Source organism: Terrabacter sp. 2TAF16, from assembly GCF_052115065.1.
In the GTDB taxonomy this organism is placed as follows: Bacteria; Actinomycetota; Actinomycetes; order Actinomycetales; family Dermatophilaceae; genus Terrabacter.
The window spans coordinates 142,420-164,387 of sequence record NZ_JBFRFZ010000009.1; the positions used below are offsets into that span (position 1 = coordinate 142,420).

Annotated in this window: 22 protein-coding genes; 17 read left to right on the forward strand and 5 right to left on the reverse strand. The window is 72.3% G+C overall.

Features of this window, described 5'->3' with window-relative positions; all coding sequences use genetic code 11:
• The first annotated feature begins 13 nt into the window (after window positions 1–13).
• Genes AB4Z14_RS15355 through AB4Z14_RS15375 form a run of 5 tightly spaced genes read left to right on the forward strand, consistent with a single transcriptional unit; the run spans window position 14 to window position 4,199 of the window.
• Window positions 14–901 (forward strand): DUF58 domain-containing protein, encoded by an 888-nt coding sequence (locus AB4Z14_RS15355; protein WP_442275940.1) that lies wholly within the window; start codon window positions 14–16, stop codon window positions 899–901.
• Window positions 888–1,370, forward strand: a complete 483-nt coding sequence (locus AB4Z14_RS15360; RefSeq protein WP_442275941.1) for a hypothetical protein — start codon at window positions 888–890, stop codon at window positions 1,368–1,370. Before AB4Z14_RS15355 ends, AB4Z14_RS15360 begins: the two co-directional genes overlap by 14 nt.
• Window positions 1,361–2,350 carry a VWA domain-containing protein gene (locus AB4Z14_RS15365; protein WP_442275942.1) on the forward strand — a complete coding sequence of 330 codons (990 nt, stop codon included), beginning with the start codon at window positions 1,361–1,363 and terminating at the stop codon, window positions 2,348–2,350. The genes AB4Z14_RS15360 and AB4Z14_RS15365 overlap by 10 nt, the downstream gene beginning before the upstream one ends.
• Entirely contained in the window at window positions 2,347–3,357 is a 1,011-nt protein-coding gene (locus tag AB4Z14_RS15370; protein ID WP_442275943.1) for a vWA domain-containing protein, read from the forward strand. The genes AB4Z14_RS15365 and AB4Z14_RS15370 overlap by 4 nt, the downstream gene beginning before the upstream one ends.
• Window positions 3,354–4,199 (forward strand): tetratricopeptide repeat protein, encoded by an 846-nt coding sequence (locus AB4Z14_RS15375; protein ID WP_442275944.1) that lies wholly within the window; start codon window positions 3,354–3,356, stop codon window positions 4,197–4,199. Before AB4Z14_RS15370 ends, AB4Z14_RS15375 begins: the two co-directional genes overlap by 4 nt.
• 22 nt (window positions 4,200–4,221) lie before the next feature.
• On the opposite strand, the gene AB4Z14_RS15380 is transcribed toward AB4Z14_RS15375, so the two are convergent.
• The 3 genes from AB4Z14_RS15380 to AB4Z14_RS15390 are packed head-to-tail and all read right to left on the reverse strand — an operon-like array spanning window position 4,222 to window position 8,644.
• Window positions 4,222–5,430 carry a sucrase ferredoxin gene (locus tag AB4Z14_RS15380; protein WP_442275945.1) on the reverse strand — a complete coding sequence of 403 codons (1,209 nt, stop codon included), beginning with the start codon at window positions 5,428–5,430 and terminating at the stop codon, window positions 4,222–4,224.
• The gene (locus AB4Z14_RS15385) at window positions 5,427–7,967 is read right to left on the reverse strand and encodes a DNA gyrase/topoisomerase IV subunit A (RefSeq protein ID WP_442275946.1); all 2,541 of its coding nucleotides are present in this window, start codon (window positions 7,965–7,967) and stop codon (window positions 5,427–5,429) included. Before AB4Z14_RS15385 ends, AB4Z14_RS15380 begins: the two co-directional genes overlap by 4 nt.
• A 56-nt stretch (window positions 7,968–8,023) precedes the next feature.
• Window positions 8,024–8,644, reverse strand: coding sequence for a nitroreductase family protein (locus AB4Z14_RS15390; protein ID WP_442275947.1), 621 nt, complete (start codon window positions 8,642–8,644; stop codon window positions 8,024–8,026).
• Window positions 8,645–8,699: 55 nt separating this feature from the next.
• Between AB4Z14_RS15390 and AB4Z14_RS15395 the strand changes: the two genes are divergently transcribed.
• Genes AB4Z14_RS15395 through AB4Z14_RS15410 form a run of 4 tightly spaced genes read left to right on the forward strand, consistent with a single transcriptional unit; the run spans window position 8,700 to window position 13,933 of the window.
• Window positions 8,700–11,399: a bifunctional acetate--CoA ligase family protein/GNAT family N-acetyltransferase gene (locus AB4Z14_RS15395; protein WP_442275948.1), complete on the forward strand. Its 2,700-nt coding sequence runs from the start codon at window positions 8,700–8,702 to the stop codon at window positions 11,397–11,399.
• 59 nt (window positions 11,400–11,458) lie between these two features.
• Window positions 11,459–12,058 (forward strand): DUF5998 family protein, encoded by a 600-nt coding sequence (locus tag AB4Z14_RS15400; protein ID WP_056781029.1) that lies wholly within the window; start codon window positions 11,459–11,461, stop codon window positions 12,056–12,058.
• A gap of 10 nt (window positions 12,059–12,068) precedes the next feature.
• Window positions 12,069–13,229: an alkaline phosphatase family protein gene (locus tag AB4Z14_RS15405; RefSeq protein ID WP_442275949.1), complete on the forward strand. Its 1,161-nt coding sequence runs from the start codon at window positions 12,069–12,071 to the stop codon at window positions 13,227–13,229.
• Window positions 13,230–13,240: 11 nt separating this feature from the next.
• The gene (locus tag AB4Z14_RS15410) at window positions 13,241–13,933 is read left to right on the forward strand and encodes a thymidine kinase (protein WP_020145510.1); all 693 of its coding nucleotides are present in this window, start codon (window positions 13,241–13,243) and stop codon (window positions 13,931–13,933) included.
• A gap of 116 nt (window positions 13,934–14,049) precedes the next feature.
• Here the strand turns inward: AB4Z14_RS15410 and sepH are convergent, their stop codons facing one another.
• Complete coding sequence (gene sepH, locus AB4Z14_RS15415) at window positions 14,050–15,522, reverse strand: septation protein SepH (protein ID WP_442275950.1); 1,473 nt, start codon at window positions 15,520–15,522, stop codon at window positions 14,050–14,052.
• Between the two features lie 177 nt (window positions 15,523–15,699).
• On the opposite strand from sepH, the gene AB4Z14_RS15420 reads away from it, so the two are divergent.
• The 3 genes from AB4Z14_RS15420 to AB4Z14_RS15430 are packed head-to-tail and all read left to right on the forward strand — an operon-like array spanning window position 15,700 to window position 18,417.
• Window positions 15,700–16,335, forward strand: coding sequence for a trimeric intracellular cation channel family protein (locus AB4Z14_RS15420; protein WP_442275951.1), 636 nt, complete (start codon window positions 15,700–15,702; stop codon window positions 16,333–16,335).
• A gap of 59 nt (window positions 16,336–16,394) precedes the next feature.
• A complete protein-coding gene (locus AB4Z14_RS15425; RefSeq protein ID WP_442275952.1) occupies window positions 16,395–17,522 on the forward strand; it encodes a ferrochelatase in 1,128 nt (375 codons plus the stop codon).
• 10 nt (window positions 17,523–17,532) lie between these two features.
• Window positions 17,533–18,417, forward strand: coding sequence for an inositol monophosphatase family protein (locus AB4Z14_RS15430; protein ID WP_442275953.1), 885 nt, complete (start codon window positions 17,533–17,535; stop codon window positions 18,415–18,417).
• Window positions 18,418–18,547: 130 nt separating this feature from the next.
• Here the strand turns inward: AB4Z14_RS15430 and AB4Z14_RS15435 are convergent, their stop codons facing one another.
• Complete coding sequence (locus AB4Z14_RS15435) at window positions 18,548–18,733, reverse strand: hypothetical protein (RefSeq protein ID WP_020145515.1); 186 nt, start codon at window positions 18,731–18,733, stop codon at window positions 18,548–18,550.
• 348 nt (window positions 18,734–19,081) lie between these two features.
• Between AB4Z14_RS15435 and AB4Z14_RS15440 the strand changes: the two genes are divergently transcribed.
• From AB4Z14_RS15440 to AB4Z14_RS15460, 5 genes are all read left to right on the forward strand, one after another.
• Window positions 19,082–19,381 carry a DUF4193 domain-containing protein gene (locus tag AB4Z14_RS15440; protein WP_020145516.1) on the forward strand — a complete coding sequence of 100 codons (300 nt, stop codon included), beginning with the start codon at window positions 19,082–19,084 and terminating at the stop codon, window positions 19,379–19,381.
• 53 nt (window positions 19,382–19,434) lie between these two features.
• Window positions 19,435–19,932 carry a dUTP diphosphatase gene (gene dut, locus AB4Z14_RS15445; protein ID WP_056825220.1) on the forward strand — a complete coding sequence of 166 codons (498 nt, stop codon included), beginning with the start codon at window positions 19,435–19,437 and terminating at the stop codon, window positions 19,930–19,932.
• A gap of 95 nt (window positions 19,933–20,027) precedes the next feature.
• Complete coding sequence (locus tag AB4Z14_RS15450; RefSeq protein WP_056781011.1) at window positions 20,028–20,786, forward strand: DUF3710 domain-containing protein; 759 nt, start codon at window positions 20,028–20,030, stop codon at window positions 20,784–20,786.
• A 10-nt stretch (window positions 20,787–20,796) separates the two neighbouring features.
• Entirely contained in the window at window positions 20,797–21,225 is a 429-nt protein-coding gene (locus AB4Z14_RS15455; protein ID WP_442275954.1) for an OB-fold nucleic acid binding domain-containing protein, read from the forward strand.
• Window positions 21,218–21,955: a DUF3159 domain-containing protein gene (locus AB4Z14_RS15460; RefSeq protein WP_442275955.1), complete on the forward strand. Its 738-nt coding sequence runs from the start codon at window positions 21,218–21,220 to the stop codon at window positions 21,953–21,955. Before AB4Z14_RS15455 ends, AB4Z14_RS15460 begins: the two co-directional genes overlap by 8 nt.
• Window positions 21,956–21,968: the final 13 nt, after the last annotated feature.

Sequence of the window (21,968 nt, forward strand, 5' to 3'; positions counted from 1 at the left end):
CGACGGACGCGACATGACGACGACGCTGCTGACGAGGGTGAAGAGCAAGCTCTTCGTCCACGCGCGCCGCAAGTCACGCAGCCTCCTCGAGGGGGAGTACGCCTCCGTCTTCCACGGTCGCAGCCTGGACTACGACGACCTGCGCGACTACGTCCCGGGCGACGAGGTGCGCGACATCGACTGGCGGGCCACCGCCCGCAGCCAGTCGCCGCTCGTCAAGCGCTACGTCGCGACGCGCAAGCAGAACCTCATGCTCGTCATCGACACCGGCCGTGGGATGGCGGCCACGACCCGCAGCGGTGAGCCGAAGAAGTCGGTGGCCATCGCGGCGGCCGGCCTCGTCGGCTACCTCGCGCAGCGCCACGGAGACCTCGTCGGGCTCGTCCGCGGCACCGCCGGCTCGACGGTCGCGCACGACCTGCGCGGCTCCGAGGCGCACCTCGAGCTGTTGCTGCGCGCCGTCGACGCGGCGACCGTCCTCGACGGCGACCAGAGCAACCTCGCGACGCAGCTGCGCTGGATCGTCCGCAACGTCCGCCGCCGCCTCGTGCTGCTCGTCGTCGCCGACGACAAGGAGCTCGACCCGGCGCTCGACGAGCTGCTGCGCCGTCTCCACGTCCAGCACGAGATCCTCTGGATCACCGTCGAGGACGCCGACCCCACGGCCATCGAGGGGGACCGGACGGCATACGACGTCGCCGACACGTACACGCTGCCGACGCTGGTGCGGCTCGACCCGCGGGTGCGCGCAGCGTATGCCGCCTCGGTCGCCGAGCGCGTGCAGCGCACGACCGAGCTGCTCGACCGCCGCGGGATCAACCATGCCCGTCTCGGGTCGTCCGACGAGGTCGTCGCGACGGTCTTCGCCCTGCTCGAGAGGCAGCGTCGTGCGCGCCGCTGACGCCCCACCGCCGGGCTTCTACGCTCCCGACCCGTATGCCGCGACGTGGCTCTGGATCGGGGTCGGCGCGCTCGTGCTCGTCGCCGCCTGGTACGTCTGGGTGTGGTGGTCGACGCGCGAGAAGAAGGTCGTCGTCCCGCCACGCATCACGTCGGACCGGCTCTCACGCCTGCGCGCCGACTACACCCGGCAGATCGACCTCGTGCTCGACCGGGCCGCGGCCGGCGAGATCAGCCAGCGCCGGGCGCACCAGCAGCTCAGCGTCCTCGTGCGCCACTTCGTCCAGGAGGTGTCGGGGATCCACGCCCCGACGATGACGCTCACCGAGCTCAACGCGACGGGATCCCGGCTGACCCCGGTCTCGGAGGTCGTCGGATCGCTCTATCCCGGTGAGTTCGGCCCGCGTGAGACGGCGACCCTCGTCGGGGCGGGCACCGTCGCCAAGCAGGTGGTGGCGCGATGGAGCTGAACGGCCTCGACCTCAAGTGGCCGGGCGTGCTCAGCCTGGGGACGCTCCTCGCGGCCCTGCTCGCGTATGCCGTCTACCGGCTCATGTCCCGCCGGCAGGCACGTGCGTCGGCGGCGGTCGCCAACTCGAGCGCGCTGACCGAGCTGCCGGAGTACCGCCGGGCGCTGCGCCTGCACCGGATCCGGATGGCCGTGCTCGTGTCCAGCGCCGTGCTCCTCGGCGGGGCGGCCCTCGTGGGCGCAGCCCGACCGCTCGACACCACCATCGACAAGCCCCAGACCCGCAGCCGCGACATCATGCTGTGCCTCGACATCTCCGGCTCGATGGCCGCCTACGACGCGACCCTCGTGTCGACGTTCAAGACGCTCGTCTCGAGCTTCGAGGGCGAGCGGATCGGGCTCGTCATCTTCAACTCGTCGGCCGCCACGGTCTTCCCGCTCACCGACGACTACGACTTCATCAACGGGGAGCTCGACTCCGCGGGACGTGCGCTGACGGGCGACCCGGAGTACGACTCCTTCTTCGCCGGCACCTTCAACGGCCGCGGCACCTCGTTGATCGGCGATGGGCTCGCGACCTGCGTCTCCAGCTTCGACAAGGTCGACGTCCAGCGCGCCCGCTCGGTCGTCTTCGCCACCGACAACCACCTCGCCGGGCGGCCGATCATCGACGTCGACGAGGCCGGTGCGCTGGCCAAGGCCAAGGGCGTCCGCGTCTACGGGCTCAACCCGGAGGAGGACGGGGCCGACCAGGAGGCGGTGGAGATGCGCGACATCGTCACCGGCACCGGCGGACGCTACTTCGCGATGAGCGACCAGGCGGCCATCAAGGGCATCGTCGACGCGGTCCAGGCCCAGGAGGCGACGCTCATCGACGCCGCCTCCCGCGCCCTCTACTCCGACAACCCGACGCTGCCGATCACGCTCGCCGGGATCGGGCTCATCGGCGTCATCGGTGCGAGTCGGAGGTGGGCGTCGTGACTCTCCTGCCCGTCGCCCCGTGGCCCGTGCTGCTCGTCCTCGCGGTCGGGGCGCTCGCCGCCGTGTGGTGGAACCCGTCGTCGCGCTCGGTGCCGGGGGAGTCGCGGGCGACGCACTGGCGCCTCACGGGTGCCGTCGTGCTCCTCGGGGTCGCCGCGCTGCGTCCGGCCGTTGCGGGTGAACAGGTCGACACCACCGCCGCCAACCTCAACGTCTACTTCGTCGTCGACACGACGAGCAGCATCATCGCCGAGGACTACGGCGACGGTCGCCCGCGCATCGACGGCGTCTCCTCGGACATCTCCGCCATCGCGAAGGCTCTTCCGGGTGCCCGCTACTCGGTCGTGACGTTCGACCAGGACGCTCGGGTGCGGCTGCCGCTGACGACCGACACGACGGCCCTCGACGCGGCGGTCGAGACGTTGCTCCCGGAGTCCTACGAGGTCTCCAGAGGCACGTCCGTCAGCGAGGCGAACGACCGCCTCAAGACGCTGCTCCAGCAGGCCGACGCGCGCACTCCCGAGCGCGGGCGGGTCGTCTTCTACTTCGGCGACGGCGAGCAGACGGCGCAGGACCCTCCGGCGCCCTTCGACATCGACAAGCGGCTCATCAACGGTGGAGCCGTCCTCGGCTACGGCACCACCGAGGGCGGCCGGATGAAGGCCACGCGGTCGCGTTTCGACACGACACGCGACTACATCAAGGACCCCGCGACCGGTGAGGACGCCCGCTCCGTCGTCAGCGAGGACACGCTGCGCACGATCGGCGACCAGCTCGGCCTGAGCTACGTGCACCGCGAGGCGGGCGACGCGATCGGCCCCGCCGTGGCCGGCATCGACCTCGAGCGCTTCGGCACGAGCGAGCAGATCGAGAAGCAGAAGGTCATCGCCCGCCGCGAGCTCTACTGGCCGCTGCTGCTCGGTGTGGCCGGGATCGCCGCGTGGGAGGTCGGCGCCGGCATCACGGCGCTCGCCCAGACCCGCCGCCGGAGGGAGACGCGCCCATGACGATCCTCGACGAGCGACCGGCACGCGCGGACAAGGTCCCCGCGGAGGGCGTACGCCGCCGGTTCCGCCTGCGCCGACGTGACCGTCGCCCACTCCCGCCGCACCTGCGTCGGCGACGCCGGCGGCTGCTGCTCGCGTCCGCTCCCGTCGTCGTCCTGCTCGTCCTCGTGGCGCTCAGGCTCATCTCGCTCAACCTCGTGCATGCACAGACGCTCGACGCCTACGAGGCCGGCGACAAGCCGCGCACCCTGACCTGGGGCGAGCGGCAGGGGTGGGTGAACGTCGTCGAGCAGTTCCGGTCGCCCTTCGCGATCGGGGACGCCCACGTCCTCTCGGGGCACTTCGAGCTGGCGCGTCCGTGGTTCGAGCAGGCCTTCGAGCAGGTCCCCAAGGGCGGGATCGACGACTGCAAGGTGCGCGTCAACCTCGGCCTGACCTACGAGGCCCTGGGCGACGCCGCGAAGGCGCGCGAGCGCACCGACGAGTGGAAGCAGTACTACGACAAGGGCATCACGATCACGAAGGAGAGGCCCCGGCTCTGCGATGCGCCCGAAGGCGGCCAGACCGGCGAGCAGCTCCAGCAGGCGCAGCAGCGGATGGAGCAGAAGAACTCCGACGCACCCCCTGACCAGCAGCCCCCCGACAACCCGCAGCAGCAGCCGGGGCCGGGTCAGCAGCCCGCACCCACGCCCGACCCCGGGAACACCCCGAGCCAGGAGGAGCAGGACTACCTCCAGGAGCAGCAGCGGCAGAACACCATCGAGCGCAACCAGCAACAGCAGCAGGGCAACGACGACACCGTGCCCGGCGACGGGTCGCAGACCGTCCCCAAGCCCTGGTGAGCGATCCCGTCCCGATGCGTGGTTAGAACCACGCCTCGACGATCGTCGCTCGGTGCTCGTGCACCTCGACCGCCTTCTTGCCGCAGGACTCGGGGCGCGTGCGACCGGCGGGCTCGCGCGTCACGCGAACGTGCCAGCGGCGCCCGTCGGCGTGGGTGACGGTGACGTCCCAGCCGTCGTCGACCGCCTCGGGGGCGTCGGCCCACAGCGCGGCGAGGCGGGTCTCGCCCGTCTCGGCGCGGACGTGGGACTCGGCGCACTGCGACGGACCGGCGAGGCCAGAGCGGCCTCGGTCGTGAAGCGGGCCGAGCAGCTCGGCAGGCAGGTGCCCGGACTCGCTCGCTCCGAGGAGCCACTCCGACGCCCGCTCGTCGAGGCGCGCGAAGGTCTGTCCCCACGGCAGTAGGACGGCAGTCGGCGCGAAGCGGTGACCACCGGTGTGCGACACCTCCCACGCCCGGCCGGGGGCGACCCGCGCGGCGTGGGCGGCGAGCGGGCGTCCTCGGACGGCGCAGCAGACGTCGCGACGACCGTTGGTGCACACGAGCAGCGTGGGCTCAGCGGGGCGTGAGCCGAGGAGCGAGGCCTGCACGAGGGCGCGGCTGCCGCGGGCGAGGGCGCCCCAGTCGAGTCCCAGCAGGTCGCCGACGTGGTCGACCTCGGCGACGAGCAGCCAGGCGTCCTCGGGACGCGCACCGGCGTGCGCGACGAACACGTGGCGGGGGCCGTCGTTGGCCGGATGGCCGCCCGGGCGTCGGATGAGCATGAAGCGCCCACCTGCCCGGCTCGTGCGGCCCTCGAGCTCGGCGCCGAGCTCTCGGTCGAGATGCGACTCGCGTGCCGCGTCGCGGCCCCACGGGCCGGGCTGCTCGACGATGACGAAGAAGCGCGCCGTGGCCGCCGTGCCGTAGGCGCTCGTGCCGTCGTGGTCCCAGAGGACCGAGCACGCGTCGGAGGCCGGGGTGCCGTATCCGGTCGTCGCGGGGTGCTCGGCGTGCTCGGGTTCGGCGTGCTCGGGTTCGGCGTGCTCGGTCGACAGCGTTGTCTTCGGCGCCTCAGCCGAGCCGGCCGAGCCGGCCGACTCGGCCGACGTCGGGGGGTCCGCGTCGGGCGCGGGCGCTCCGGAGATCGCGTCGACGACCGACGTCACCTTTGCGGACGCGGCGGCCGTGGCTGCAGCCGCGGCCGCCGCAGCGCGGCGGGCGGCCTTGCCGCCGGGAGGCGGGGTCACGCGTCGCCGCCGTCGGACGGGGCGTCGCCATCGCCGAGGGCATCCTCGGTGACCGCGAACCCCGACTCCACGTCGGTGGACTGGGAGGTGGCGGGTGGGGCCGCGACGTGCGCGATGACCGCGGCCGTCGGGACCCCCGAGCCGTCGCGGCGACCGTCGGCGGGCGGCAGCTCGATGGCGACGCCGTTGGCGGCGGCGGCCCGGGCCGGGGTGTTGCCGGCGAAGGCGAGCACGAGCGTGTCCTCACCCTTGAGGAAGCGGTGGCAGCGAACGCCACCGGTCGCGCGTCCCTTCGGGGGGTACTCGGCATACGGCGTCACCTTGAGCGACCCGCCCTCGGTGCCGGGCAGCGCACCCGACGAGCCGGACGACGTGACGACGACACCCTCGCGGGCGGGGTCGGCGACGCCGAAGAAGGCGACTCGGGCGCCGGCGGCGAGCTTGATGCCTGCCATGCCGCCGGCCGAGCGGCCTTGTGGGCGAACGGACTTCGCCGCAAAACGCAGCAGCTGTGCGTCGGTCGTGACGAAGACGAGGTCGAGGTCCTCACGGTCGGCGACCGCGGCTCCGACGACGCGGTCGCCGTCCTTGAGGCTGATGACGTCCCAGTCGTTGCTCTTGGGTGCCTCGGACGTGACCCGCTTGACGACACCGGCCGCCGTGCCGACGGCGAAGACCGGTGCGTCGGCACCGATCGGCACGATCGTCACCGGCTCCTCGCCCTTGCCGAGGTCGACATACGCCGCGAGAGGCGCGCCGCCCGACAGGGTGGGGGAGCCGTTGGTCGGCGGCAGGGTCGGCAGGTCGAGCGCCGAGAGGCGCACCATCCGGCCGGCGCTCGTCACGAGCCCGAACTCGCCGCGTGCGGTCGTGCGGACGGCGCCGATGACGACGTCGTGCTTCGAGCGTGAGCCCTCGGCGGTGACCGGCTCGGCCGTGCCGGTGCGGGCCAGCAGGCCGGTCGAGCTCAGCAGGACCCAGCACGGGTCGTCGGCGATCTCGAGCGGCGAGGCGGCCGTCGCGGTCGCGCTGGCACCCGAGCTCTCGAGGAGCACCGTGCGACGCGGGGTGCCGTGCGCCTTGGCGACGTCGGCGAGCTCGGTCGACACGAGCTTGAGCAGCAGCTTCTCGTTGTCGAGCAGGGCGCGCAGCTCCTCGATGGCGCGCTCGAGCTCGGTCTTCTCGTTCTCGAGCTCGATGCGCGAGAACTTCGTGAGCCGGCGCAGCTGGAGGTCGAGGATGTACGTCGCCTGGGCCTCGGAGAGGTCGAAGACGTCCATGAGCCGCGCGCGGGCGGTGCCGGCGTCGTCGGAGCCGCGGATGACCTGGATGACCTCGTCGATGTCGACGATGGCGATGAGCAGTCCCTCGACGAGGTGCAGCCGCTCCTCGCGCTTGGCCAGGCGGTGGGCGGTGCGTCGGCGCACGACGTCGGTGCGGAAGTCGACGTAGACCTTGAGGAGGTCCTTGAGGCCCATGGTGCGCGGTTGGCCCTCGACGAGCGCGACGTTGTTGATGCCGAAGTTCTCCTCCATCGGCGTCAGCTTGTAGAGCTGCTCGAGGACGGCGTCGGGGTTGAAGCCGTTCTTGATCTCGATGACGAGGCGCAGGCCGTGCTGTCGGTCCGAGAGGTCCTTGAGGTCGGCGATGCCCTGCAGCTTCTTGCCCTGGACGAGGTCCTTGACCTTGTCGATGACCTTCTCTGGTCCGACGAGGTAGGGCAGCTCGGTGACGACGATGCCCTTGCGCCGCGGCGTGATCGACTCGATGCGTGCCGTCGCCCGGGTGCGGAAGCTGCCACGTCCGGTGAGGTAGGCGTCGCGGATGCCCTCGAGGCCGACGATCTTGCCGCCGCAGGGCAGGTCGGGCCCCGGGACGAACTTCATGAGGTCCTCGAGCGAGCACGTCGGGTTGGCGATGAGGTGCCGCGCGGCGCCGATGACCTCGACGAGGTTGTGCGGGGGCATGTTCGTGGCCATGCCCACCGCGATGCCGGCCGCGCCGTTGACGAGGAGGTTGGGGTAGGCCGCGGGCATCACCCCGGGCTGGAGCTGGGTGTCGTCGTAGTTCGGGACGAAGTCGACGGTGTCCTCGTCGAGGCCCGCGACCATGAGCAGCGCGGCGTTGGCCATGCGCGCCTCGGTGTAGCGGGCCGCGGCCGGACCGTCGTCGAGCGAGCCGAAGTTGCCGTGACCGTCGATCAGGGGCAGGCGCAGGGTGAACGGCTGCGCCATGCGCACGAGGGCGTCGTAGATCGCCTGGTCGCCGTGCGGGTGGTACTTGCCCATCACCTCGCCGACGACGCGCTGGCTCTTGACGTGGCCGCGGTCGGGACGCAGCCCGAGCTCGTTGGCCCCGTAGAGGATGCGTCGCTGGACGGGCTTGAGCCCATCCCGGGCGTCGGGCAGCGCCCGGCTGTAGATGACGCTGTAGGAGTACTCGAGGAAGGCGTTCTGCATCTCCTCCTCGACGTCGATGCCGACGATCTTCTCCTCGAAGTCCTCCGGTGGAGGCGGGGGGGTCTTTCCACGGGCCATGCCGGGTGGTGCTCCTTGCCGCTAGCGGGTGAACACCCCATCTTCGCGCAGGGTGATCACGGGTTCTCACCTGCCACGCCGAAACGGCCCCAGTGGGCCACGTCGCGATCGGTGCGCCGGTGCCGTCGGAGGCTCGGGCTCCTGGGTCCCGGGACGGCATACCCGATCGACACGACGCCCACGATGCTGCGCGTCCAGGGGATGCCGAACGCCTCGTGGACGGCGGCGTGGCGTTCCGGCGGCACCCCGAAGAAGAGGCTGCCGAGGCCCTCGTCGGTGGCGGTGAGCAGGATGAGGAGCGAGGCCATGCCCGTGTCGACGTCCCAGTAGGGCACGGGCCAGCGCGCCTCGTCCCGGTCGGTCCAGCCCTTGTCGGGCGCCGCGTAGCGGTCGAGGTAGGCGTCCTTGTGCGAGAGGCACAGCACGAGCACCGGAGCGGCGCGTATGCCGTCGAGCCAGGGGTCGCTCGCCGCGCCGGGCTCCGTCGTGGCCGCCCAGAAGGCGTCCCGCTCGGGCGGTGTCGTCAGCACGACGAAGTCCCAGCCCTGGCTGAACCCGGCACTGGGGGAGCGCACCGCGTTGGCGAGGCAGCGCTCCACGACCTCGCGCGGGACCTCCCGGTCGGGGTCGTAGCGACGGACCATGCGTCGGGAGCGGACGACGTCGGTGAACTCCATGCGACCACACTCCCATCTCCCGGGGCCGCGCAGCCCGACGTGACACGATGAGGGCATGGAGGGTGGCGAGCTCAGCGACGACACCGGTGCGATCGAGCGGGTCTCGGCGCAGGCCACGGGTGCCCCCGTCGAGTGGGAGGCGGACGTCGTGCTCCGGGACGGCACCGTGGCGCACGTCCGGCCGATCGCGCCCGACGACGCCGACGGCATCCGCCACTTCCACAGCCTCCAGTCGGAGGAGTCGATCTACCTGCGCTTCTTCGCCCCGCTGCGCGAGCTGAGCGCCCGCGACCTCCACCGCTTCACGCACGTCGACCACCACGACCGGGTCGCCCTCGTCGCGACGCTCGACGGCGAGATCATCGGCATCGGCCGCTACGACCGCATCGACCCGACGTCGGCCGAGGTCGCCTTCAACATCTCGGACCACTACCAGGGCAAGGGCATCGGCTCGGTCATGCTCGAGCACCTCGCTGCCATCGCGCAGGAGATGGGCATCAACCGGTTCGTCGCCGAGGTGCTGCCGCAGAACCGCAAGATGCTCACCGTCTTCAAGGAGGCGGGCTACGAGGTCACGCACCACATCGAGGACGGCGTCGTCGAGGTGTCCTTCGACATCTCGCCGACCGAGCAGAGCAAGGCCGTCCAGCTCTCGCGCGAGCACCGAGCCGAGTCCCGCAGCATGCACACGATCCTCTTCCCGGAGCGGGTCGCGATCATCGGCGCGAGCCGGCGCGAGGAGTCGATCGGTGCCCTCGTCATGCGCAACATCCTCGCCGCGGGCTACCGGGGCGAGCTCTACCCGATCCACCGGGTGGCCGACCGGATCCAGGGCCTCTCGGCCTACCCGAGCATCCACGACGTCCCCGAGCCGGTCGACCTCGCGATCGTCGTCGTGCCGGCGGCGCAGGCCATCGAGGTCGTCAAGGACTGCGGCAAGGCTGGGGTCAAGGCGCTCCTCGTCCTGTCGGCCGGATTCGCCGAGGCGGGCGAGGAGGGGGTCCGCCTGCAGGAGAAGCTCCGTCGTCGAGTGCGCCGCGCCGGCATGCGCATCGTCGGACCCAACAGCTTCGGGCTCATCAACAACGACCCGTCCGTGCGCCTCAACGCCACTCTCGCCTCGGTCATCCCCGACTCGGGTCGGCTCGGCCTCTTCGCCCAGAGCGGTGCGCTCGGGGTCGCGGTGCTCGCCTCGGCGGCCCGCCGCGGCCTCGGCATCTCGGTGTTCGCGTCGGCCGGCAACCGCGTCGACGTCTCGGGCAACGACCTCATGCAGTACTGGATCGACGACCAGGAGACCGACACCGTCGGCCTCTACCTCGAGTCGATGGGCAACCCACGCAAGTTCTCGCGCATCGCCCGGGCGCTCGCGGCCGTCAAGCCCGTCGTCGTCGTGAGCTCGGGGGTGTCGAGCTTCGCGGCCCCACCCGGACACCGCACCCGCGTCACCAACGTGCCCCCGCAGGCGTTCGACGCGCTGCTGCGCCAGGCCGGCGTCATCCGGGTCGAGAACGTCCACCAGCTCTTCGACGTCGCCCAGCTGACGCTCCACCAGCCGCTCCCGAAGGGCGACCGCGTCGCCATCGTCGGCAACTCCGACGCCCTCGGGGCGCTGAGTGCGAGCGCGTGCGTCAGCTGGGGACTGCGGGTGACGCACGGCCCCGTCTCGCTGCCGCCGCAGGCCTCGGCCGAGGAGTTCGCCGCCGCGCTCGACGCGGCCTTCGCCGACCCCGAGGTCGACAGCGTCGTCGCCGCCTTCATCCCGCCCCTCGTGACCCAGGACGAGGAGGTGCACATGGCGGTCCGCACCATCGTCGCCGACCACGAGAAGCCGTGTGTCGCGACGTTCCTGGGCATGCGGGGTGTCGGTGACGGTCTCTCCTACGAGCAGCACGGCATTCGGCGGTCGGTGCCGGCGTACTCGATGCCCGAGGACGGCATCCGGGCACTCAACGCCGTCACGCGGTATGCCCTCTGGCGCCAGCGCGACCGCGGCACCCAGGTCGCCCCGGTGGGCATCGACCGGCTCCGTGCGGAGTCGCTCCTCGAGGGCTATCTCGCGGGCAGTCCCGACGGACGCGCGCTGACGCGCGAGGAGGCGCGAGACCTGCTGGGCGCCTACGGCATACGAGTCTGGCCGGCCGTGGAGGTCGCGGGCGTCGACGCGGCGGTGGCCGCCGCCGCCGAGCTGACCTACCCCGTCATCCTCAAGTCGACCTCGCCCGTCGTGCGTCACCAGCCCGGCCTCGTCGGGGTGCGCGGCGACCTCGTCGACGCCGAGGCCGTCCGTGACGCGCACACGTCGCTGACCCAGCGTCTCGGCCCGCTCGGGGCCGACCGGTTCGTCGTGCAGCGGATGGCCGTGCCCGGCGTGTCCTGCGTCATCCGCGCCAGCGAGGACCCGCTCTTCGGTCCGGTCGTCAGCTTCTCCGTCGCCGGGCCGCCCACCGAGCTGCTCGGTGACGTCGCGCACCGCATCCCGCCGCTCACCGACGTCGACGTCACCGACCTCATCGACAGCGTCAAGGCGGCGCCGCTCCTCAGCGGCCACCGCGGCGCCGCGCCGGTGCACCGGGCGGCGCTCGCCGACCTCATCGCGCGGCTGTCGGTCCTCGCCGACGACCACCCGGAGCTGTCCTCGGTCGAGCTCAACCCCGTCAACGCCTGGACCGGCGGGGTCGACGTGCTCGGTGCCGAGGTCGTCGTGCGGCCGGCCCTCGTGCGCAAGGACCCGGGCCGGCGCCGGATGACCTGACGCAGCACGGTGTGGACCGCTCGGAGAGGTCACGCCCGCGCTGGTGCAAGGATGGGGGCATGCGACGCGTCACCCCGGGCACCGGCCGAGCCCTTCCCGAAGACCTCACCGAGGCGATCACCCGTGCCGGCTACTACCCCTCGCTCGTCTGCGACGTCGTCGAGTCGGCGATCGCCGACGACGAGGTCGTCTCGCACCTCGTGCACCAGGAGACGACCTTCGACCACGAGACGGTGCGCCGTCACGTGACCGTGCTCGTCGTCACTCCGCAGCGGCTCGTCATCGCCCATGCCGACGACCACGCCGAGTCCGAGGACAAGCTCATGGCGACGGCCACGACCGAGACGGTGCCCCTCGCCGCCGTCCGGGGGGTCATGCTGACCCACGTCGTGGCGCAGCCCGACACCTTCGCGCCGGGCACGCACGGCCGTGACCTCACGCTGACACTCGGGTGGGGCGCGGTGAGCCGGCTCGACATGATCCCTGCCGCCTGCGGCGACCCCGACTGCACGGCCGACCACGGCTTCGAGGGCACCATCGCCTCCGACGACATCTCGCTGCGTATCAGCTCGGCCGCCGACGGTGAGGACGCCGTGGGTCGGGCCATGAGCTTCGCCCGGGTGCTCTCCGCGAGCATCGGCGGCGGCACGGCCCGCTGACCAGCGCACCGTGGCCGACGACGTGACCGCCCACGCGCCGACGCCGACCGACTGGTCGGCGGGCACCCTGGCCTCCGTGCTCCCGTCGGTCGCCGACCGACTCGGGGTGCCCGCGTATGCCGGCCGCGACGTCTTCGAGCTACCCACCGTCCCGCGCACCGTCGTCGTGCTCGTCGACGGGCTCGGTCACGACCTGCTGCGCCAGCGCAGCGGCCACGCACCCTTCCTGCGCAGCCACCTGGGCACCGCCCACCGGGTGCCGTGCGGCTTCCCGACGACGACCGCGACCTCGATGGGGACCTTCGGCACCGGCCTTCCTCCTGGCTCGCACGGGCTCGTCGGCATGCAGGTGCTCGATCCGGCCACCGACCGGCTGCTCAACGAGCTGTCCTGGGAGGACGGTCCCGACCCGCGCGCCTGGCAGCCGAACGAGACCGTCTTCGAGGCCGCCGAGAACGCCGGCGTGTCGGTGACGATGGTGGGTCCGCACTACTTCGACGGGTCGGGCCTGACCACCGCCGCGCTGCGCGGCGGGCGCTTCCGGGCCGGACGCACACTCGACGACCGCGTGTCGGCCGCCGCGTCAGCCGTGCGAGCCACGCCACGAGCCCTCGTCTACCTCTACTGGGGCGACGTCGACAAGATCGGCCACGTCCACGGCTGCCAGTCGTGGCAGTGGGGCGACGAGGTCGAGTCGGTCGACGCCGCGCTGCGACAGCTCGCTGCTCGCGTGCCGGACGACACCTCGATCGTCGTCACGGCCGACCACGGCATGGTCGACGTGCCCTTCCACGACCGGATCGACCTCGTGCACGAGCCCGGTCTCATGGCAGGCGTGCGCCATCTCGGCGGCGAGCCGCGCAACCTCCAGCTCTACGCGGAGCCCGGCGCCGCCGCCGACGTCGAGGAGGCGTGGGCAGCCCTTCTCGGTGACCGTGCCCGGATCCTCACCCGTGAGCGCGCCGTCGACGAGGGGTGGTTCGGCCCGGTGCGAGCGGGGGTCGAGGGCCGCATCGGCGACCTGCTCGTCGTCACCGAGGGGTCCTTCGCCGTCGTCCACTCGGGGCTCATGCGCCGCGAGGTGGTCGCGCTGCTCGGGCTGCACGGCTCGACGAGCGACGCGGAACTCGCCGTGCCGGTGGTCGTGGTGCCACCCCGCCGCGGCGCCTAGGGTGGTGCCTCGTGGCTGAGCTCGTCTTCTTCTCCGGGACCATGGACTGCGGCAAGTCGACCCTCGCCCTCCAGATGGACCACAACCACGGCGCACGGGGTCGCGTCGGTCTCATCTTCACCAAGATGGACCGCGCCGGCACCAACGTCCTCAGCTCGCGGCTCGGTCTGTCCACCGGGGCGCTCGAGGTCCGCGACGACCTCGACTTCTGGGAGGCGATCGTCGACCGGGCCACGGCGGGCACCCGCATCGACTACCTCATCTGCGACGAGGCCCAGTTCTACACCAGCGACCAGGTGGAGCAGCTGGCGCGGATCGTCGACGAGATGGACGTCGACGTCTTCGCCTTCGGCATCACCGCCGACTTCCGCACCGAGCTCTTCCCGGGCAGCAAGCGGCTCATCGAGCTCGCCGACAAGGTGCAGGTGCTCCAGGTGGAGGCGCTGTGCTGGTGCGGCCGTCGGGCGACGACGAACGCCCGAGTCATGGACGGCGTCATGGTCGTCGAGGGGGAGCAGGTCGTCGTCGGCGACACGAAGCCGGGCACGACCGGTCTCGTCGAGTACGAGGTGCTCTGCCGGCGGCACTACATGCGACGGATGACCTCGCACGCCGCACGGGCCGCCGCGATCTCGCCCGAGGTGCTGCCCTTCGACCTCGACGTGTGCCCGCTGCCGCCGCTGCCGATCACCCAGGCCGACTAGCAGCGTCCGTCGCTCACCGATGGCGTATGCCGTCCCGCGGGCTCCCGAGGGCCGCTCACCCGGGTGCAGCGGCCCCGAGCCCATCGGGCGCGGCTGGCGTGTGAGGCGCCGCGCCGTCAGTCGTTCTTGCGGCCGAACATGATGTCGTCCCAGCTCGGCACGCTGGGCCGTCCCGACTTGCGCGCCGGAGGAGCGGGTCGGGGGACGGGCTTGGCCGCCGGAGCCGCGGCCCTCTGCTCGACGACGTCGTAGCCGTCGTCGTCGGGCTCGGCGGACTCGTCGCCGTCGTCGGCGTCGGGGGACCGCTCGGACTGCGCGGACTGCGCGGACTGCGCGGCGGGGACACGTGACAACCGTCGGGCGTCCTCGCGTCGGCGCATGGCCGGACGCAGCGGCTGCTCGACGGGGACGGGCTCGGACGGCGTCTCGTCCACGACGTCGTCCGCGGCGTCCGCCTCGACGTCGCCGAGGTCGATCTCGTGGGTGCCGTGCTGCTCGGCATCCGACTCGGGCTCGGAGGCGGGCGCGCGCTCGGGCTCGTGGGTGCCGACGGATCCGGGCTCGGCCGGCGCCGGGTCCGCGTCCTGGTCCGTCGTCGGCTCGGGCGCCTGCCGCACCGGCTGGGTCGGCTCGGTACGGCGTGCCTTGCGGCGGGCGGCGTCGACCCCGACGCGCTGCTCGACGGATCCGGTCTTGACGACCTCGGGGTCGTCCTCCGGGTGCGTGTGCGCCGGCGGGGGCAGCTCGTCGCGGGGGTCGCCGGCGAGCTCTTCCAGCGGCAGTGCCTCCTCGGGCGCCTCGTCGAGACCGGGGACCTCGGTGGACTTGGGACGGCGACGCCGGCCGCGCTGGGCGCTGCGCTCGCGCATGGCCGCCATGAGGTCGACGGTCTCGCCCTCGCGGCGGCGCATCGTGGAGGCGCCGACCCCACCCTCGGCCTCGACGTCGTAGACGCGGCTCGGACGGTTCGAGGCGCTGAGGTGCGGGGCCGGGATCGGGCCGGGAACCTGCTGGTCCTCGTCCTCGCTCAGCCAGCGGGCCTCGTCGTCGACGGCCGAGACGGTGCGGGCGAGTGGGTCGTACTGCCAGGCGGCCTCGCGCTCGCGACCACCGGCGGTGAAGAGCAGCAGGACGGTCCAGGCGCCCTTGTCGGTGCGACGGGAGTCCCAGCGTGCCGTGACGGAGTCGATCTCGCGGGTGCGCAGACGCTCGGTGACGCGCGCGTCGAGGGTGGGTGCTGCACCGTGGGAGCCGCCGCGCGGGCGCAGCCGGACCTGGCGGGCGAGGCCGGCCACGTGCTCGCGCTCGGCGAGGATCGGGCCCTCGTAGCGGTGCACCTTCTCGACGGGCCAGCCGGCGCGCTCGGCGACCTCCTCGGCGGTGAGTCCGGCCCGGATCATCGCCTGGACGTCCTTGGGCCGCAGGCCTCCCGAGATCTCGATCTGGAGCTGGCCGAGCCGTGGTCGGTCGCGCCGCACCGCGGCACGGAGCGAGTCGTCGAGGGGGACGGAGAAGCGGTGGCCCTCGTCGTCGGCCAGCAGCAGGTGCAATCCGTCCTCGTGGACGCCGACGAGCCTGAGGTGCTGCATGGGTGGGTCTCCCGGTACCGAGTCTGCGTGGTCCTGCCGTGATGGTGCCCGGTGGCTCGCGTCGCGCGACGTGATGTCGCGTCCCGAGGGGCCGGCCGTGCGCCGTGCTGTCGAGCATGCCACCGGGCCGGGTGCCCACCAAAGCGACCACGCCGCACGGGTACCGTTTGCTCTGGCATGCCTACCTCATTCGCGTCCGCGCAGCTCGCCCTCGACCTCGTCGGCGTGTTCGTCTTCGCGCTCTCCGGCGGCCTCGTGGCCGTCAAGAAGCGTTTCGACCTCTTCGGGGTGCTCGTGCTGGCCTGTGCCGCGGCCCTCGGCGGCGGCATCCTGCGCGACCTGCTCATCGGCGACATCCCGCCGGTCGGCATCAGCGACTGGCGGCTGCTGACCGCCGCGGCGCTCGGCGGTCTCGTCACGTTCCTCTTCCACCCGGGCGTCGAGCGCATCACCCGGTTCGTCCGGGTCCTCGACGCCGCCGGCCTCGGGGCCTTCGCGGTCGCGGGCAGTCTCAAGGCCGTGACGACGCTCGGGGTGTCGCCGATCGCGGCCGTCCTCGTCGGCGTCATCACGGCGGTCGGGGGCGGGGTCGTGCGCGACCTGCTGGCGGGCCAGGTGCCCGAGGTGCTGCGCCGCGAGCTGTATGCCGTCCCGGCCACGCTCGGGTCCATCGTCGTCGTCGTCGCCGCCCAGCTCGGCTCGCTCCAGGACTGGGTGCTCTGGACCGCCGCGGGTCTGGTCTTCGCCCTCCGGATCCTCGCCGTCCGCCTCGACCTCAACGCCCCGACCCCGTTGCGCTCCAACCCGACCTGACGACGGCGCACCACCGCCGACCCGTCCCACGAACCCTTTCACCCATCGATGGCGGAGACATGACACCTGACGCAGCACCGAAGTCCGACGAGCCCCAGCCCTCGCCGCTCGAACCGTACGACGCCGTGATCCTCCTCGGCTTCGGTGGTCCCGAGGCGCCCGACGAGGTCATGCCCTTCCTGCGGCGAGTCACGGCCGGACGCGGCATCCCCGACGAGCGTCTCGAGGCCGTCGGTGAGCACTACCACCACTTCGGTGGCCGCAGCCCGATCAACGACCAGAACCGGGCGCTCATCGCGGCCCTGCGCGCCGAGCTCGACGCGCGCGACATCAGCACGCCGATCGTCTGGGGCAACCGGAACAGCGAGCCCTTCATCGACGACGCCCTGCGCGAGAGCCACGCGGCCGGCCACCGCCGTGTCGTCGCCCTGACGACGAGTGCCTACTCGTGCTACTCCTCCTGTCGGCAGTACCGCGAGAACCTCGCGGACGCCGCGGCCACGGTGGCCGAGGACGGTGTCGAGCTGCAGATCGACAAGGTGTCCCAGTACGCCCGGCGTCCCGGTTTCGCGGCCGCCAACGCAGGCGAGCTCGTCCGGTCACTGCGGGCGCTCGACGGTGTGCCGGACGCGGAGATCGCGCTGCTCTTCGTCACGCACTCGATCCCCGATGCCATGGACGACACGTCCGGACCGGGCGACGGCGAGGGCAATCTCTACCAGCGCCAGCACCTGGCGCTCGCGTCGCAGCTGACCGAGGAGGCCAACCGCGTCCTCGGCCGCGACCTGACGGGCGAGCTCGTCTTCTGCTCGCGCTCGGGTCCGCCGACCCAGCCGTGGCTCGAGCCCGACGTCAACGACCGGATGCGCGAGCTCGCGGCCGCCGGCGTCCGCACGGTCGTCACGGCCCCGATCGGCTTCGTCAGCGACCACATGGAGGTCGTCTACGACCTCGACACCGAGGCGCAGCAGACGGCGGACGAGCTCGGCCTCACCCACGTGCGGGTCCCGACCGTCGGCACTGACTCCGTCTTCGTGCGCGATCTCGTCGACGCCCTGCTCGAACGCGCGGCGGAGGCCCGCGGTGAGGACGTCCCACCGTTCGAGGGTCGGATGCCGTCGGTGTGCGCGCCCGGGTGCTGCCCCAACCTGCGCCAGGCCCGTCCGGCCCTGTGCGGCAGCGACTGAGGGCGCCGCGATGACCACCGCACGCCCCGTTCCCGCGCTGCCCGACGGAGTCACGGTCGAGGAGCTCGAGCGGCTCTGCGTCGAGGTCGCCGTCGAGGCCTCGCGCTTCATCCGAGACGAGCGCCCGCCCCGGATGGGTGTCGCCGCGACGAAGTCGACCGAGACCGACGTCGTGACCGTCATGGACCGACGCTCCGAGGAGCTGCTCCACCGGCTCATCCAGGCCGCGCGCCCCGACGACGGCATCCTCGGCGAGGAGGGTGCCGACGTCACCGGGACGTCCGGTCTGACGTGGGTCCTCGATCCCATCGACGGCACCGTCAACTACCTCTACGAGATCCCTGCGTATGCCGTGTCCGTGGCTGTCGTCGTCGGGGACGCCCACTCCCAGGGTGGGTGGACCCCTGTCGCGGGCGCCGTCGCCGACCCCTGCCGCCGCCTCGTGCACCACGCCGGCCGGGGCACCGGCGCCTGGACGAGCCCCGAGGACCCGACCGAGTCCGTGGCTCCGGAGCGTCTGTCCGTCTCGGCCGAGGACCGCCTCGCCCGCACCCTGCTCGCGACCGGCTTCGGCTACGCCCCTGAGGTGCGCGCCCGACAGGCCGAGGTGCTCCGGCGGGTCCTGCCCCTCGTCCGCGACATCCGACGCATCGGCAGCGCTGCTCTCGACCTCGTGCGGGTGGCCGAGGGGTCCGTGGACGCCTACGCCGAGACCGGGCTCAACGCCTGGGACCTCGCGGCGGGCTGGCTCGTCGTCGAGGAGGCCGGGGGCGTCGTCGTCGGCGCGGGAGAGGAGCCCGGGTCGGCGCCCGGCACCGCCCTCACCGTCGCCGCGGGGCCCGCTCTCGCCGAGCAGGTCCGCGCCCTCTTCGTCGCGCCGGTGGACGCAGGCTGACCGTCACGCGCGTGCGCACAGGACATACGACGACGCCCCACCCGGCCGTGCCGGGTGGGGCGTCTGTCGTCCTGGGGGGGAGCGGACGGCATACGCCCGCTCGTGTCGTGGTGTGTCGCTGGGACGCCGCTCAGGCCGCCTGGAACGGCTCGAGCTCGGGGACGCGGATGCCGTTCTCGGTGGCGAGACGGGCGAACGACTCCAGCTCGCCGGTGTGCACCTGCACGCGGTAGTCGTCACCCGCCTGTCGCGCCTCGGCGAGGTCGCCCAGCGCGTCGTTGACACGTTGCCTGATCTGGTCGACGAACTCGGTCATGGGTGCCACCTCCGGGCCTGGGTTGTCGATCGGTCGAGTCCGGAGACCCTACCGCGCCGTAGGACCACCAATGTGCACCCGCGATGGTCGGCGAATGGCAAAGCCCAGGTGAACTGTTCGTCCGAAAAGGGTAGGCGTGAGTGGTGCGGGAGGGTCTGCGTCTCAGGCCTTGGCTCGGACAACGTGACAACGCGGTGGGGATCGGGCACCATACGCGCACGCGGACATGTTTCGTCGCTGTTGACAACGTCGTTGACCGCGCGGGTTCTCCGGGAACAAGCACGGGCCCACGAGCGTTCTCCGCGTCACAGACCGCAAGGCGCAGACGAGTAGAAGTGAGACAACGAGATGGCAACCGATTACGACGCGCCACGCAAGACTGACGACGATCTGAGCGAAGACTCCATCGAGGAGCTGAAGTCCCGTCGGGTCGACAAGACGTCGTCCAGCGTGGACGTCGACGAGACCGAGCAGGCCGAGGGCTTCGAGCTCCCGGGCGCCGACCTCTCCGGTGAGGAGCTGTCGGTGCGCGTCCTGCCCAAGCAGGCCGACGAGTTCACCTGTGGGCGTTGTTTCCTCGTCCACCACCGCAGCCAGCTCGCCAAGGAGAGCAACGGCATGATGATCTGCACGGAGTGCGCCGCCTGAGCGCATTCCACACCGGGCAGCAGCACGGCCAGGAGCAAGTAGGGTCGGTCCTCGTGACCGACCCTTGTGCTGTCCCGGTCCGGAGGCTCGACCCCGACCTGGCGCTGCCCCGCTATGCGCACCCCGGTGACGCCGGTGCCGACCTCTGCTCGCGCGTCGACGTGACCATCGAGCCGGGGGAGCGCGTCCTCGTCCCGACCGGCGTGGCCCTCGCCCTGCCGGCCGGCCACGCGGGCTTCGTGCACCCGCGCTCCGGCCTCGCCGCACGCCACGGCATCTCCATCGTCAACGCCCCCGGAACGGTCGACGAGGGATACCGGGGCGAGATCCTCGTCAACCTCGTCAACCTCGACCCGCGCGAGACGTTCACGGTGCGGCGCGGTGACCGCATCGCCCAGCTGGTCGTCCAGCGGGTCGAGCGCGTGCACTTCGTCGAGGTGGATTCGCTCGACGAGACCAGTCGGGGGGACACTGGACACGGATCCACCGGTGGGTTCGCCACCGGCGGCGCCGCCTCGCCGACACCGGGGGAGACGCCCACCCGGGCGTGATCATCGGATACGGTTCGCCGGGCGCTGCGTCAGCGCCGACGACCGCGGGCGGGCATCGTGCCCACCGTGCAGCAGGACTCAAAGGACGGAATGACGTGGGACTCTTCAGCCGGGGCAAGTCGAAGGACCGCCCGGACACCGATGCCGTGGACCGTGCCGACGACCTCGAGCAGGACGAGCTCGCCGAGGACGGCGCGCTCGACGGCGACGCGGACGGTGACACCGCCGCCTCGGCCACGTCCCGACCGCTCGACCGCAGTGAGGTCGAGGACGACTCCGACTACCTCAACCTCGGTGCCATCTGGCTGCGTGGACAGCAGGGCATGGAGCTGCGCCTCGAGGTCAACGAGCAGGAGCAGCAGATCACGGGCGTGACGGCTGTCATCGGCGAGTCGGCGGTGCAGCTGCAGGCCTTCGCGGCGCCGCGCACCGAGGGTGTCTGGATCGACATCCGCAACGAGATCGCCGCGAGCATCGTCGATGCCGGCGGCACCGCCGAGGTGCTCACCGGCGAGTTCGGCGAGGAGCTCCTGACCCGGATGCCGCAGGCCGGGCCCGACGGCCGCACCGTCTTCATGCCGGCCCGTTTCGTCGGCGTCGACGGCCCCCGCTGGTTCCTCCGCGCCGTGGTCTCCGGCCGCGCCGCGATCGAGCCGGCCGCCGCCGAGGCCGTGCACGACGTCATCCGGACGACGGTCATCGACCGCGGCGAGGAGGCCATGCCTCCCCGCGAGCTGCTGCCCCTGCGCCTGCCCGACGCCGACGGCGCCGTCCAGGCCGAGGAGGGCGCTGTCGAGGGCGGCCCCGACCTCAACCCGTTCGAGCGCGGACCCGAGATCACCGAGGTCCGTTGATGGCCGGCCCGTGTCCCGCACCGCGTCCCAGCCGGACGCACCCGTGACCACGGGCCAGCCCGGCGCCCTGCGTCGGCTCACGGACCGCCTCACGCGCTCGTCGCACGAGATCGAGGCGGCCGAGCTGCGCCGTGAGTCCTCGGACCTCGACGGCGTCGTGCACATCGGCGACGCACCCCAGCGGATCACGGTCACCGTGTGCGGCGAGGTGCGTTCCGTGACGCTGCGCCCGCGCGAGGAGACGCCCGCGCTCGACGTCGAGGTCTGGGACGGCACCGAGTCGTTGCACCTCGTGTGGCTCGGCCGTCGACGCATCGCCGGCATCGTCCCCGGCGTCAAGATCCAGGCCACGGGCCGCATCACCACCCGCCGGAAGGTCAAGACGATGTTCAACCCGGCGTACGAGCTCATCGGCCGGGCGGGGCAGGCGCATGGCTGACGCCGACGGCCGGGCCGTGGGCCCGGGCGGAGAACGCGCCGGGGAGGGCGACGCGGTCGTCCGCTCCGAGGCCGACCTGCGCCGCTACGACACGGTCGAGGAGCTGCTCCGCGACAAGCTGTCCGACGCCATCGGAGGGTGGCGCGGCGCCGTCGAGTCGGCCGTCCCGACCCTGGCGTTCGCCCTCGTGTGGGCGCGCACCGAGAACCTCCGCACCTCCCTCGTGGTCGCCGGCGTCCTCGTGGCCGTCCTCCTGCTCGTGCGTCTCGTGCAGCGACAGGACCCCCGCTTCATCGCGTATGCCGCCGCGGGCGTCGGGATCTCCGCCTTCTTCGCGCTGCGGTCGGGTCGGGCGGAGGACGCCTTCCTGCCCGGCATGCTCCAGAACGCCGCGCTGCTCGTCCTGCTGCTCGTGACGAACCTGACGCGGTGGCCGCTCTTCGGCTTCGTCGTCGGCGTCGCCGAGCCCGAGGCGTTCGCCGAGGACCCGACGTGGTGGCGTCGCCACTCCGGCATCGTCACGGTCGCGGCACGACTCGCCTGGGTGCTCATCGCCCTCAACGTCGTGCGGCTCTCGATCATGGTGCCGCTCTACCTCGCCGAGCAGGTGGCCGCGCTCGGGGTGGCCAAGGTGGTCCTCGGCTGGCCGGCCTACCTGTTCGCCATCACGGCGATGGGTGCCATCCTGCTCCGCGGGCGCACCCCGATCGACCCCTCGCGGCTCGCCTGACGCTCGGCGCCGG

What these genes read in the sequence shown, in the direction of transcription:
- AB4Z14_RS15385 (WP_442275946.1), bottom strand. Translation starts at nt 7,967, where the DNA reads ATGGCCCGTGGAAAGACCCCCCCGCCTCCACCGGAGGACTTCGAGGAG.
- AB4Z14_RS15460 (WP_442275955.1), top strand. Translation starts at nt 21,218, where the DNA reads ATGGCTGACGCCGACGGCCGGGCCGTGGGCCCGGGCGGAGAACGCGCC.
- AB4Z14_RS15440 (WP_020145516.1), top strand. Translation starts at nt 19,082, where the DNA reads ATGGCAACCGATTACGACGCGCCACGCAAGACTGACGACGATCTGAGC.
- AB4Z14_RS15430 (WP_442275953.1), top strand. Translation starts at nt 17,533, where the DNA reads ATGACCACCGCACGCCCCGTTCCCGCGCTGCCCGACGGAGTCACGGTC.
- AB4Z14_RS15375 (WP_442275944.1), top strand. Translation starts at nt 3,354, where the DNA reads ATGACGATCCTCGACGAGCGACCGGCACGCGCGGACAAGGTCCCCGCG.
- AB4Z14_RS15390 (WP_442275947.1), bottom strand. Translation starts at nt 8,644, where the DNA reads ATGGAGTTCACCGACGTCGTCCGCTCCCGACGCATGGTCCGTCGCTAC.
- AB4Z14_RS15395 (WP_442275948.1), top strand. Translation starts at nt 8,700, where the DNA reads ATGGAGGGTGGCGAGCTCAGCGACGACACCGGTGCGATCGAGCGGGTC.
- AB4Z14_RS15420 (WP_442275951.1), top strand. Translation starts at nt 15,700, where the DNA reads ATGCCTACCTCATTCGCGTCCGCGCAGCTCGCCCTCGACCTCGTCGGC.
- AB4Z14_RS15400 (WP_056781029.1), top strand. Translation starts at nt 11,459, where the DNA reads ATGCGACGCGTCACCCCGGGCACCGGCCGAGCCCTTCCCGAAGACCTC.
- sepH (WP_442275950.1), bottom strand. Translation starts at nt 15,522, where the DNA reads ATGCAGCACCTCAGGCTCGTCGGCGTCCACGAGGACGGATTGCACCTG.
- AB4Z14_RS15425 (WP_442275952.1), top strand. Translation starts at nt 16,395, where the DNA reads ATGACACCTGACGCAGCACCGAAGTCCGACGAGCCCCAGCCCTCGCCG.
- AB4Z14_RS15365 (WP_442275942.1), top strand. Translation starts at nt 1,361, where the DNA reads ATGGAGCTGAACGGCCTCGACCTCAAGTGGCCGGGCGTGCTCAGCCTG.
- AB4Z14_RS15355 (WP_442275940.1), top strand. Translation starts at nt 14, where the DNA reads ATGACGACGACGCTGCTGACGAGGGTGAAGAGCAAGCTCTTCGTCCAC.
- AB4Z14_RS15435 (WP_020145515.1), bottom strand. Translation starts at nt 18,733, where the DNA reads ATGACCGAGTTCGTCGACCAGATCAGGCAACGTGTCAACGACGCGCTG.